This window comes from Burkholderia anthinoferrum, assembly GCF_002925705.1.
Taxonomy (GTDB): Bacteria; Pseudomonadota; Gammaproteobacteria; order Burkholderiales; family Burkholderiaceae; genus Burkholderia; species Burkholderia semiarida.
In genome coordinates this window covers 1-12,895 of the sequence record NZ_LFZP01000070.1, presented here as the reverse complement: position 1 = coordinate 12,895, position 12,895 = coordinate 1, and the positions used below count along the sequence as shown (strand labels likewise).

Below are 12,895 nucleotides of genomic sequence, written 5' to 3'. Positions count from 1 at the left end.
TGGGTCAATACATGCCGGCATGTTGCCGGAAATGCAGTGGAAATTGTAGAAATGAAGCGAGCCCACTCCGTGGTTCCCTGGACAGTCAAACAATTGTATCGCCATGTATCTGCATAATCGTTACATACAGAAATACACGAATCGGTAGGCAATCGACAAATCCCAGATACACGAGCCGAGCACAGTACTCTCACGCGAGCACAAGAGGCAAGGCGATTCGCGACTGTCATCTGTAAATCGAATTCCTGGGAGAGCATCCATGTTTGCAGCAACCCGTCTGACCGCGCCTTTCCGTATCAACGCCCGCAAGGGATTAACGACGGCGATCGGATTGGTCCTGCTCGTCTCCGCAAGCTATCTGCGCCCCGCATACTCCGCGGACAGTGCGTCGATTTCCGCAGCGGACACGAGTAGCGACGACAGCATTCGGCCGTTTCGTGTTCAGATTCCGCAAGCACAAATCGACGACCTGCGCAGGCGCATCGCGGAGACACGGTGGCCGGACAAGGAAACGGTCAAGGACGATTCGCAGGGTGTCCAGTTAGCGAAAGTGCAGGAGCTCGTACGCTACTGGGGCACCGATTACGATTGGCGCAAAGCCGAGGCTCAACTCAACGCGCTGCCGGAGTTCGTAACGAATATCGATGGAGTCGACATCCAGTTCATCCATGTCCGCTCGCGCTACCCCAATGCATTGCCTGTCATCCTGACTCATGGGTGGCCGGGTTCGACCTTCGAGTTCATCAAAGCAATCGGCCCCCTGACTGACCCCGTGGCTTATGGTGGACGCCAGGAGGACGCGTTTGACGTCGTGATTCCGTCGATTCCAGGCTATGGCTTTTCCGGCAAACCTAAGGATTTGGGCTGGGGTCCCGACCGCACGGCACGAGCATGGGACGTATTGATGAGACGCCTCGGATACACGCACTACGTCTCGCAAGGCGGTGACCATGGCTCCGTCATTTCCGACGCGCTCGCCCGGCAGGCCCCCCCCGGCCTGCTCGCGATTCACCTCAATATGCCGGCTACCGTTCCTGGAAACCTCGTGACGGCCATCAATAGCGGCGCCCCAGCTCCTGCCGGATTGGCCGGGCCCGAGCGCGAAGCATTCGATTCGCTGAGCACATTCTTTGGCAGAAACGCGGCATACGGCGCACTTATGGTCACGCGCCCGGAGACCATCGGATACTCCCTCGCAGATTCACCTTCCGGCCTTGCAGCGTGGATGTATGAGAAGTTCGCGCAATGGAGCGACAGCGGCGGTGTGCCCGAACGTGTCCTGACCAAAGACGAGATGCTGAACGACATCACGCTGTATTGGTTGACCAACACCGGCGCATCGTCGTCAAGGTTCTACTGGGAAAATAACAACAACAACTTCAGCTCCGTCGCGCAGAAGACCCGAGACATCAAGGTCCCGGTAGCGATCAGCGTGTTTCCGCACGAGATCTATCGCGCACCAAAGACTTGGAGCGAGCAGGCGTATCCCTCGCTGTACTACTATCACGAGGTTTCCAAAGGCGGCCATTTCGCCGCCTGGGAACAGCCACAACTCTTTACCGAAGAATTGCGCACGGCATTCAAACCTGTGCGTCAATCAACAGGAAAAACCGAGTAGCAAGGATCGGTTACGCGCACACTTCTGACACCAATGTCACGCGCTCTTTTATCACTCACTTCGGAAAGTGGTCGGCCGGCCTCCACCTGCCTGTCGACCCGCGCATACCACGGGACGGTTCATGCTGGCGTCCAGAATTGATGCTAGCCGTGTTCACGTAAACGCGAGCAGGTTAGTAACTGTTGGCGCAAGCCGTGAAATAGGCTGGGAAGCGTGAACTGGCGCGACGCGCAGCTTCATTTCCTCACACACTTTCTGCACTACGCGATGGGTGTGTTCCAACAATCAGCACCCTGAAGAGCATCTCTAGTTGTCGCTCCAACCCATCCGGTTTGGCTTGCGCCAACGCGGCCATCTCGACGACCTGCCGCATGACTTGGAAGCCGGCAATGACCGCTAGAAACATCGCGGCCCGCTGCGAGGTTGCTTCGCCGGGCAGCAGCTCGCTTAACGGTCGGGCGAAGTGCGTTTCGAACTTCGTGCGCAGAATGGCGGTAGCCTGCCTGTTGTTGGCCGACCGCAGCATGATGAGAAACCCGTCCATCGAGGTGATGTCCGGTGCTGTCTTCGCAACGAGCGCGGCAGCGACATCGCGGCATAGTGTCGATACGTCAGGCGCGTTGGTCATCACTTCCCGAGTGAGGATGCCGGGAGCCGACAGTACCACGTCGACTACCTCCTCGAACAACTGTTCCTTGGACCCGAAATAACGATTCACGAGCATCGCGGTGACGCCTGCCTTCTCAGCGATCTCGCGCACGCCGACATCGTAGCCCGACTGCGTAAATGCCTGTCGCGCGGCCGCGAGGATCGCCTCGCGCGTAGCCGCGCCTTTCTTGCCCAGTGCCCTCATTAATCAAACACCCGTAGATTTTTCCAACACAAAAGTATACGATTGTATACGTTTGCAGTGACCAACGGGAAACACTCATGGATTTGAATCTGACGGGAAAGCGTGCGCTGGTGACGGGATCGACGGCCGGACTCGGTGAGGCGATTGCCAAGATGCTGGCGGCGGAAGGTGCAACGGTGGTCGTTCACGGCCGAAGCGGTGATCGCGCAGAGGCGGTCGCGGCAGCGATCACAGTGGCGGGCGGCCATGCCGAAGTCGCACTGGGCGATCTTGCAACCGATGCGGGCGCCAATGCCGTGGTTGCCCAGGCGACCGAAGGTGGAGCCATCGACGTTCTGGTCAATAACGCCGGCAATTATCACCATCTGACCTGGAACACTGCCTTACCCGACAAGTGGATGGAGAGCTATGAGGTCAACGTACTGTCCGCCGTGCGCATGATCCAGCGGCTGGTGCCAGCCATGCGCGAGCGCGGGTGGGGCCGCGTAATTCAGATCGGAGGTGGGCTCGCCGGTCAGCCGGTCCCCATGCAGCCTGACTACAACGCGTCGCTTGCCGCCAGGCACAACCTCGCTGTTTCGCTGGCCCGCGACCTCAAGGACTCCGGCGTGACCTCGAATATTGTGGCGCCGGGCGCGATTCTCGTGCCTGCCGTCAGGCAACTGCTCGAGCACATCGCTCCGCAGCACGGATGGGGCCAAACGTGGGACGAGATTGAGCGCGGCTTCGTTCGCGACATGGTGCCCAACGACGTCGGCCGTCTTGGTCGTCCCGAAGAGATCGCGGCCGCGGTTGCTTATCTCGCAAGCCCATATGCCGACTACGTGAGCGGTGCCACGATCCGCGTCGATGGTGGCACAATCCGCTCTGCGTTCTGACCGGACATACAGAGAGTGTGATCATGGCTGGCAATCCGAAAAGAGAGGCGGCCGGGATTACTGAGATTCTCGCCAAGAATAACGTCCATTCCCGCACCGGGGCGGCTTACGCCCCACGCCATGATCGTCGTCAGCAGCAAACCCGGCTACCGCGCCAATGTTCTGGCTTGGCCCTGACATCGCCCTCCCTGCGCGAAAGCCAGCGACCTACTCGCCTCTTTGCAAGAAAGCGGCGAATGAACAGTGCCTCGATGTCGTCGGCGGCGCGCCGGAGACCCGGCGCACGTCTCCCCGGCGAGGGGCGGACTCAGGCCGTCAGGCTGCATCGCGCGTCGTAGGATGATAGTGACAAAGCTTGCCATGAGGATACCGAGCCATTATCGAAACGACTGCCGACACATCTCTGCTGCATCACACCCGCAGAGCGAAGCACCTCGCACACATATCGCCGGCTATGTCTCTAACGCCGAATCCAGCGCGGCGCGCTAGTTTTAGCGAGCGAACCTGCCCTCACGCACCACGCACAAGTGTGGTTCCACTTCCAGGGCGGACCATAGAATTGCTTCGCTCTACGCGTCCGCTGCCGGCCGAATCGAATCCTCAAAGGAGGATTGGTCGTAGCATCGCCGGGCAGCCCGGCCATCGCGGCGTGCTGTCCTTTACGGAAGGCCGCGGTCAGGCCGTCATGGCGTGCCTGCCTGGTAACACGATTGCGAGCCGCTCGTCTGATAGATGAGCCGGTAACCGCTCGTTGCCGATGCGTTCGCGTGCTTCGAGGCCAACGTGAGCAAGCCTTTGCGGGCCGGCGACAGCGGCCGGATCACATAATCGGCGAGATTCGGATCGGTCAGTACGGCGTCCGCGCCGATGATGCGCCGCACATGCGACAGGTGCTCGGCATACCAGCCGAGGAACGGCCGATAAGCGGGACCGGCATAGTGGCTGTCAATGATCATCCACGGATCGTGACCCGGCTGGCCGAGATTGGCCGCGCTGTCGTCCGGGCCGAGCAGCGCGAGAAAGTCGCCGCCGAGGCGCGAGTCCGGCTGGCCGATGCGGCTCAGGTCGTACTTCGCGCGATCCGGACCTGCCTGAAGGTCGCTGAAGCGCTTGCCGGTCCAAGTGATCACATGCGCGAGCTTGAAGTCCGCAGCGAAAGTACCCGTGCCTACGATGTTTTTCTGCGTGATGTACAGCAGGTCGCCCGGCAACAGATATTGCTCCGTCGACGAAAGATTGCCGTGGTTGATGTCGAGCAGGACGCCGGTCAGCGGTTCCGTGCCCGAGGACGTCGTGCTGCACGCCTGCACGCCGATGGCGCCCGACAGCTGATTGGTCGCGAGCCCCGCGAAGTTGTAGACCCAGGATGTGAAATTCGAGCAGTCCGCGCCGTTCCACATCAGCGCCGAGGTGATGACGGGCGGTGTTTGCTTCGAATCCGTCTGCACGCTTTGCGAGCCGTCGGCGCCGCGCTGCGCGGTGCAGGTCAGTTTCGGGGCGTTAGGATCGACTGGGCCGCCGTCCGTCGGGGCGGGCGGCGATTCGCGGTAGTGGGTTTTCCCGGTGTTCTCCGGCGGCGTCCAGCCGGGAATGTGATGGTGGCAGTAGTTCAGGTTCTGGTCGACCCAGTAGTTCTCGATTGCCATCACCAGTTCGCGCCGGAACGTGTCTTGATCGTGGCACGTCGATGGCGCGGAGATCGTGCCATAGATCGCCGCGTGCGGTCCCCACGTACTGGTGGTCGGATAGGTCGACCAGTTGGCGGCCGTCATGCCCGGTACGAGCGACGCTTGCACACTGTTCTTGCGTCCCTCGAAAAGCCACCGGTTCTGCTCGAGCAGCGCAACGCGGTCTCCACATGCATTGGCGTCCGCGCTGGCCGTCTGGGGACCGGCCGCCTGTGTCGTGCCGAGCATAGCGAGCGCGGTGACGCCCGAGCGGTTCAGCGGATTCGCCGAGAAACTGAGCGCGCCGGCGCTCACATCGCACGTGTCGTCGGTGGGCGCCGAGACCGTGCCGTCGGCTGTCACGTCGCCAGCGCCCGAGTGACACGCGGCTAGCGTATCGCCTTTCGCCGATTGCGCGACGATATTCTGCACGCTCGTTGCCACGCTCGCGCCGTTGTCGGTACGGCTCTGCGATTCGGCACCCAGCGCGAACGCCATGCGGTTGCCGTCGGCAACGGTATTCAGGGTCGCGCCGGCGGCGACGAAGGCGGGCACCGTCTGCTGAGGGTCGACTCCGCCAAGGAACGCCGATACGCGCGTAGACGCGGCCGCGACGTTCGACGCGGTCAGGCCGCCCGCCGCCAGCGCGTCGGCGACGATTGCGCTCGAGTAGGGCGAAAGGACCATCGTCGACGGTGCGCCGACATACACGGCCGACAGCGAGGTTTCGCCGGGCGCGCCAGTGGCGCCGGTGGCTTCCTCTGTGTAGCTGCCGCCGGTCGATTTTACGAGCAGCGGCCAACGCAGCGTGCCCGGCAGCACGAAGTGACCGTCGGCATCGGTGACCGTAGTGGCGAGCGGCGTGGCCGCGACGTGTCCATCGGCGTCCACGGCATACGCCGCGACTTGCGCGCCGGAGACGGCACCGAGATACACGTTGCCGTTGATGGGAGGTTGCTGATCGACCGCGCCGCCGCACCCGGCAACCACGACACACAGCGCGGCGAGGACGGCGGAGTTCGCGATGCTCGTAGTCAAGGCGTCTGGAACGCGCGGAAAGTGCATGGCTGTCTCCGGGTTTGATGAATCTTTTAGGAATGTTAACGGCACATTACGAGACGGCTTGAGCGAATCGAGGAATCGAGACTTCCCCGATATCCCGCACTAACAATCGGCGAGATGAACCCCGGCATCTATCCACGCTGGTTGCCCGCGCGCAGTCGGCCGTCCGTCCAGCTCACATGCAACCGGCTCGGAAATCCGGCGGGCCATTCGACTGAACGCATGAAATTTTACGCCACCAGCCACGACTAATCCGTAATGTAGTGTGCAACTAATCTCGGACACTGCGTTAAGTTCTTCTTCCGCAACGGCCGGCACCAGTCCGATATTGAACTGATGCGGCTGTATCCAGTTGTACCGGTGCATCAGGTAGTGGCAAATATCCCGGTGTGCTTCCTGCGCCGACATATATCCCCCTGACAGCAGCCATTCCGCCTTGAAGCTGCGGAACAATCTTTCCATCGGCAGTTATCCCAACAATTTCCTCGACGGCTCATGCTCTGCTGTATCCGATAGCGCAAGAGGCGTTGACGGAATTGCGGCTTGCATATTGACCGCCTTGATCCGAGCGAAACACCAAGCCTCCGGTCGACCACGTTGCTCAATAGGCCATCTCCAACGCCTGCACGACCAGATCGGCATCAGGGCGTGTCGCGAACGCCCAGACAACAACCCGACGCGTGAGCAGGTCGAGAACTACGGCCAGATAATGCCAATGGCCCTGCGCCCAGACATACGTGATGTCACCACACCTGATAGGCATACTAACGCCAAATTTGCGATTGAGATGAGTCGGGATATCGATCCGCTTGACCGTGGCGGCAGAGCACTGTCTCACCGACGCCGACCGAGCGGCTTGCTTCCATATGGCTATAGCCCTGGTCGAGCACCAAAGAGGCGACTTGCTGTCTGAACTGCGGGGAAAACGTTCATCGTTGCTTTCTCATCAGACACCTCGTGATGGCGAGCATTCTCGCCTAAATCAGTGTCCGGATTCGCTAAACCGCTAAAACGGGGAAGGGCCACGGCCGGGCTCCGCCCTGTACGGCAAATGATTACGTGCCGTGCTGCGCTTCGTCGCCAGCGAATAAGCATACGTTCACCACGAATCGTAGACCTCTTACGGTGCGCCGATAGATGGAGAGCCGACGACGCCGGGCTCAAGCAGACCGACCTCGGGTTTTCTGTTAGCAGTATCGGCCGACCACACAGTCTTTTTTGGTACATCTCCACCTCTTGGACCGCCAATGGGGACGCCTTTTCCATTTACCTATTGCACATGCGCGACTGACGTACTAAACCTATACATTAGGTCTATGCCGTCACCGTTGGACAGACCGCGGCTCGCAGGTATGTCGCTTGCTTGGGCTTTGCACACATTCGTGTAATCGCAGTGACGCATCACCGTTGACGCTCTCATGAACCGCCACGATGACTCGACTAGCGAAACTCCCGGTGTTCGTGCTGTACCTTACAGGGTTGGCACTGAGTCCCGGTGCGCCTGCGCAAGAAGATGCATACCCGGCATTTCAGCGGAAGGACTCCATGGAGGCGCGCGTTCAAGGGTGCGTCACTTGCCATGGGCGAAGCGGCCAGGGCACGAGGAACGGCTACTACCCGCGAATTGCAGGCAAGCCGGCCGACTATCTGTACAACCAGCTGGCGGCATTCCGGGATGGGACACGCGAGTACCCGCCCATGAACTACCTGGTGGCTTATCTGCCGGACGCCTACCTCCACGAAATTTCCGACTATTTTGCAAAGCAACGTCCGCCGTTTGCACAACCTGAAACGCCCACCGTCGACGCCGCCGGCCTCGAGCGCGCCGCCAAACTCGTTGCGGCGGGCGACAGTGTGCGCGGCATCCCGGCCTGCGCTGCGTGCCATGGCGTGGGGCTGACTGGCATGGAGCCCGGTATTCCCGGGCTCGTCGGCCTCAAGAGCACCTACATCGCCGCACAGCTCACCCGCTGGCGCGTCGGTGAACGGCATGCCCGCGAGCCCGACTGCATGCGTCGGATCGCGTCGAGACTGAGCGAAAGCGACGTCGCAGCGCTCGCCGCGTGGCTCGCTGCCCAGAACGCCCCCAAAGAGCCCACGCCCGAGCCGCGCAATGCCGGCCGGATGCCGTTCGTCTGTGGGAGCCAGCAATGAAGGCGCGCCCGTTGGTGATGATTGGCGTCGGACTAGCAATCATCGTCGTTGCCGTGCTGGCCGGGTTATATTTCTTGCGGCCAGGGATGCTGCCCGGACACAAAGGCGACACCCCGCTCAATACAACCCAGCAGGTTATTGCGCGGGGCCAATATCTTGCTCGCGCGGGTGACTGCGTGGCATGCCACACGGTGCCAGGCGGCAAAGAGTTCGCCGGCGGTCGCGCCATGCCGACGCCCTTCGGCAACTTGTACTCGTCCAACATCACGCCCGACGAAGCAACAGGCATTGGCTTGTGGACACCCGAGGATTTCTACCGCGTCATGCATGCGGGCATCTCGCGGGACGGCACGCTGCTGTATCCGGCAATGCCGTTCGCTTCGTACAGTAAGGTCACGCGCGCCGATTCCGATGCCATCTACGCGTACCTGATGTCGATCCCTCCCGTCGCACAGAAGAACAAGCCGCACGAGCTGCACTTCCCGTTCAACAATCGCGAGCTGCTCATCGGCTGGCGCTCGCTGTACTTCAAGGAAGCGGAGTTCGTAGCGGACCCTCAGAAGTCCGAGAAGTGGAACCGAGGCGCCTATCTCGTCCAGGGACTGGGGCATTGCGCCATGTGCCATACCGCCATCAATGCACTCGGCGGTTCCTCGGAATCCAAGGCATTTGAAGGCGGCATGATTCCCAATCAGAACTGGTATGCACCGTCGCTGACGTCGAACCGGGAGGCTGGGCTGGGCAACTGGAGCCTCCAGGACATCTCGGACCTGCTGCAGGTCGGCGCTTCACACCGCGGCACGGTGTACGGCCCCATGGCTGAAGTCGTCTACAACAGCCTGCAATACCTCAGCGATGAAGATGCCGAGGCCATGGCGGAGTACCTCAAGGCGCTGCCACCACGGGATTCAGAACCACCACCGACCAGCCAGGCGCGTCTGGTCGACCCCGGCGTCATGGAACTGGGCCGCACGACATACACGAAGCAGTGCGCCGTCTGCCATGGTGACGCAGGCAAAGGACAGCCTCCCGAGTTTCCGCCGCTGGCGGGTAATCAGTCCATCACGATGTCCTCGCCGGTGAACTCGATTCGTATGGTGCTCAACGGTGGCTACGCACCGGGCACCCGCAAGAATCCGCGTCCATACGGCATGCCGCCTTTCTCTCACATCCTCGACGACAAGGAAGTGGCGGCCGTCGTGACCTACATCCGGGTCGGATGGGAGAACAGCGGAACGCCGGTCACGCCCGCCCAGGTCAGCGAACTACGCAAACTATTACCCGAGTAAGGAGGCCGCAATGGCGCAACCCGACCGGCCAGACCCGGCAGGCCCGCACGCCCCACCGGACCAGGAGTTGGAGCGCATCGTCAGGGCGGGTCCAGCCGGGACGTTTGCTGTGGCCGGCGTCGCTACCGCCATCGTTGTGGTGACGGTGCTGCTGTTCTACATCTTCGTGTACGTGCCAAGGGGAGTCGTCCAATGAGCGCTCCAGTCTCGCCGGCCCAGCGTCCGCCAGAAGGGTCTCACCACGTCGCCGACGCAGCGGAGCGTCGATGGACGTTCATCGTCGGCGGCATCATTGCCTTTCTGATTATCCTGATGGTGTTCACCGGCCTGCACTGGGCCTCGATGCCACCGTCGCGCGTCGAGGTCATCGACCCGCGCACCGTCCATATGTCCGGGGAATTCGTGGAGAGCAACCTCGGCACGGTGCTGGACAACAGCGGCAAGGTGACTGCTCGCCTAGTTGCCCAGCAGTATTCGTTCGAGCCGCAGTGCATTGTGGTGCCGGCCAACATGCCGGTGACGTTCCGCGGCACCAGCACCGACGCCATCCATGGATTTATTGTTGGGCGAACGAACGCCAACACCATGCTGGTGCCGGGCTTCGTGGCGACGTTCACGACCGAGTTCAAGACGCCGGGCGAGCAGTTGATGCCCTGTCACGAGTATTGCGGAACGGGGCACGAGGCGATGTGGGCGAAAGTTCAGGTACTGCCGCGTGACGAGTTTCTCGCGAAAGCGGCAGACGGCAGGAGGTTGAATTGTGTTTCTCGCTAAACGACTGGTTCTCGCTCACCTGTGGGTCGCCTTCATCGCATTCTTTGCTGCGTTGCTCTTGGGCGAGTGGCAGATGTTCGTGCGTAGCCCACTGCATGCCTGGCTCAACAACCCCGAGCATTACTACCGTTCGGTAACGGCGCACGGCACGGTCATGGCTTACGTGCTGCCAACACTCGTGGCCATGGGTTTCGGGTATGCCATCTGCGAGTTGAGCCTGAAACGACCGCTTATCGGGTTGCGCTGGGCGTGGTTTGGTTTTGGAATGGTGATCTTCGGAACGCTTCTCGCGGGCGGGACCGTCGCCGCTGGTGGCGCGTCTGTTCTCTACACGTTCTACCCGCCGATGATTGGCAGCCCGGTCTACTACCTCGGCGTGGTCTTTGTGGTGGTGGGGTCGTGGGTCTGGGTGGCACTGATGTCCGTCAACCTGCGCGCTTGGCGCCGCGCGAACCCGGGCGCGACAGTCCCGCTGGCGATGTTCGGCAACGTGGCGGGTGCCTATCTGTGGGCATGGACATCCGTAGGCGCCGCATCTGAAGTGCTCATCCTCGTTCTGCCCGCATCGCTGCATCTGACCGACACTATCAATGCAGGCTTGGCACGGGTTCTGTTCTCTTGGACCTTGCACGCGATCGTGTACTTCTGGCTGATGCCGGCTTATATCGTCTTCTACACCATCGTGCCGCGCGCGGTAGGTGGCAGGCTTTACAGCGACACGATGGGGCGCGTGGCGTTCGCCCTCTTCCTCGTGTTCTCCATGCCCATCGGCATCCATCACCTGTTTGCGGACCCCGAAGTGGGTGCGGGTTTCAAATTCGTCCATGCAGCAATGACGGCCATGGTATCGGTGCCGACGCTGCTGACGGTCTTCACCATTCTCGCGTCCGTTGAAATCGCGGCGCGGCTTCGCGGCGGCACGGGCCTGTTCGGTTGGGTCAAGGCGCTGCCGTGGGACCGTCCGATGATGCTGGCCGTCACTTTCGCTTTCATCATGCTGGGCTTCGGCGGTGCCGGCGGGCTCATCAACATGAGCTATCAGCTCAATGAGTCGGTACATAACACGCAGTGGGTAACGGGGCACTTCCACCTCATCTTCGCCGGCGCCATCGTCATCATGTATTTCATGATTGCGTACGAGCTGTGGCCACAGCTGACCGGCTGCCGGCCGCTGTCGACTGTGCTCATCAAGGCGCAGCTGTGGTTGTGGTTCGTCGGCATGATGGTGCTCACCATGCCGTGGCACTGGGTTGGTCTGCTTGGGATGCCCAGGCGCATGGCGTACTACGACTACAGCAATCCGGCGCTGCACCCGCAAGCTTGGACGGTCACGGCATCAACGATGGGTGGCGCACTTCTCGTTCTATCGGGCATTTTGCTGATGTTCATTCTGACGACCGCCAAGCGGCAGAGCGCCGCCCCTGCACCTTTCGAGTTCAGCGTATCGGTCCATCCCAGCGCGCGACCGCCTGAAGTGCTGAACCGGCTTGGCCTGTGGGTGGCGATGATGATTGCGCTGACGATCGTCAACTACGGTTACCCGATTGGCCAGATGGCCGCGCTGCGAGAGGCCTACGTGCCTATCATTCCTATCGGGAGCCGGTGATGAGCGAGCCGCGCACCTACACCTGGAGCAATCGCGGGTTTCGCTGGAGCGTGCTGTCGCTCGTCGGCCTGACGGCGGTCGCGATGTTCGTGGGCTTCATCTGGCTGCCAGCAGCCCAACCTGACTTCCAGTCGGACGGTCTCTGGGCCAGCATCTGCCGCGCAGCGGGCGTGCCATATCGATGGGGCGGCGCGGGCAAGGCCGGTGAGACGACAGAACCTATCTCCACGAAAGTGGTGCTGGACCGCCAGATGGCACGCGCCGGAACGACGGAGGCTGTCGGACGGGGCGCAACGCTGGCGTTGAATTGCACGATGTGCCATGGTGCGCGAGGGCTGAGTTCGTCGGATGCGCCGAACCTGGCCGGACAGTATCCCGAAGTCGTCATCAAGCAACTGAATGACTACAAGTCCGGCAAGCGCACCAGCGCGATCATGCAGGCGCTGGCCAGCCGTTTGTCTGATCGGGACATCGCAGACCTGGCTGCTTACTACGGGTACTTGCCCAAAGCCCGAACGGCGCCCACCACCTACGGTGAATCGTTGCCGTCACTGGTACGAACCGGGGACCCATTGCGCAACATTGCGCCGTGCATCTCCTGCCACGGCGGCGTGGACCAGAAGCTCGGCGCACCTTGGTTGGAAGGAATGCCGAAGGCTTATCTCGTCACTCAGCTGAAGGCTTTTGCGTCCGGCGCCCGACGCAACGACTCGGAAGCGCAGATGCGGAACATGGCGCGCCCGATGACACAGAACGAAATCGACGCTGTGGCAACGTTTTACGCGCGTAAGGCTCAATCGGCCACGCAGTGAGGGTTCGGATTTTGGGGGGACGCTTGTCGGTCACATTGAGCTTCCCTCGGTTTTTCGCCTTCCAACGGTCCCGAGCTATGCAGCGGAGTCCTTGGTCTGCTGAGCTTTGATCCAGTCCCGAAGGAACCGCTCCGGAGAAACAAAGCCGAGCGACGAATGACGACGACTGCGGTTGTAAAACA

Annotated in this window: 9 protein-coding genes and 2 pseudogenes; 8 read left to right on the top strand and 3 right to left on the bottom strand. The window is 61.3% G+C overall.

Annotated features, from left to right (window positions below; all coding sequences use genetic code 11):
• Positions 1 to 259: 259 nt before the first annotated feature.
• A complete protein-coding gene (locus C5F75_RS34725; RefSeq protein WP_104013432.1) occupies positions 260 to 1,618 on the top strand; it encodes an epoxide hydrolase family protein in 1,359 nt (452 codons plus the stop codon).
• Positions 1,619 to 1,862: 244 nt separating this feature from the next.
• Here the strand turns inward: C5F75_RS34725 and C5F75_RS34720 are convergent, their stop codons facing one another.
• Entirely contained in the window at positions 1,863 to 2,471 is a 609-nt protein-coding gene (locus tag C5F75_RS34720) for a TetR/AcrR family transcriptional regulator (protein WP_104013431.1), read from the bottom strand.
• Between the two features lie 77 nt (positions 2,472 to 2,548).
• Here C5F75_RS34720 and C5F75_RS34715 point away from each other — a divergent pair, with 77 nt between their 5' ends.
• Positions 2,549 to 3,349 (top strand): SDR family NAD(P)-dependent oxidoreductase, encoded by an 801-nt coding sequence (locus tag C5F75_RS34715; RefSeq protein ID WP_104013430.1) that lies wholly within the window; start codon positions 2,549 to 2,551, stop codon positions 3,347 to 3,349.
• Between the two features lie 683 nt (positions 3,350 to 4,032).
• Here the strand turns inward: C5F75_RS34715 and C5F75_RS34710 are convergent.
• Positions 4,033 to 6,081: a hypothetical protein gene (locus C5F75_RS34710; protein WP_104013429.1), complete on the bottom strand. Its 2,049-nt coding sequence runs from the start codon at positions 6,079 to 6,081 to the stop codon at positions 4,033 to 4,035.
• Positions 6,082 to 6,348: 267 nt separating this feature from the next.
• Positions 6,349 to 6,898 (bottom strand): annotated as a pseudogene (locus C5F75_RS34705) (IS3 family transposase); the annotation flags it as partial.
• A 611-nt stretch (positions 6,899 to 7,509) separates the two neighbouring features.
• Between C5F75_RS34705 and C5F75_RS34700 the strand changes: the two are divergent.
• The 6 genes and pseudogenes from C5F75_RS34700 to C5F75_RS34675 all read left to right on the top strand — a co-directional run bounded on the left by C5F75_RS34700 (position 7,510) and on the right by C5F75_RS34675 (position 12,713).
• Positions 7,510 to 8,232: a c-type cytochrome gene (locus tag C5F75_RS34700; protein ID WP_104013428.1), complete on the top strand. Its 723-nt coding sequence runs from the start codon at positions 7,510 to 7,512 to the stop codon at positions 8,230 to 8,232.
• 143 nt (positions 8,233 to 8,375) lie between these two features.
• Positions 8,376 to 9,521 (top strand): annotated as a pseudogene (locus C5F75_RS34695) (c-type cytochrome); the annotation flags it as partial.
• Between the two features lie 10 nt (positions 9,522 to 9,531).
• Positions 9,532 to 9,717, top strand: a complete 186-nt coding sequence (locus tag C5F75_RS34690) for a hypothetical protein (protein WP_104013427.1) — start codon at positions 9,532 to 9,534, stop codon at positions 9,715 to 9,717.
• Entirely contained in the window at positions 9,714 to 10,295 is a 582-nt protein-coding gene (locus C5F75_RS34685; RefSeq protein WP_104013426.1) for a cupredoxin domain-containing protein, read from the top strand. The genes C5F75_RS34690 and C5F75_RS34685 overlap by 4 nt, the downstream gene beginning before the upstream one ends.
• Positions 10,282 to 11,901 (top strand): cbb3-type cytochrome c oxidase subunit I, encoded by a 1,620-nt coding sequence (locus C5F75_RS34680; RefSeq protein WP_104013425.1) that lies wholly within the window; start codon positions 10,282 to 10,284, stop codon positions 11,899 to 11,901. Before C5F75_RS34685 ends, C5F75_RS34680 begins: the two co-directional genes overlap by 14 nt.
• The gene (locus C5F75_RS34675; RefSeq protein ID WP_104013424.1) at positions 11,901 to 12,713 is read left to right on the top strand and encodes a c-type cytochrome; all 813 of its coding nucleotides are present in this window, start codon (positions 11,901 to 11,903) and stop codon (positions 12,711 to 12,713) included. Before C5F75_RS34680 ends, C5F75_RS34675 begins: the two co-directional genes overlap by 1 nt.
• Positions 12,714 to 12,895: the final 182 nt, after the last annotated feature.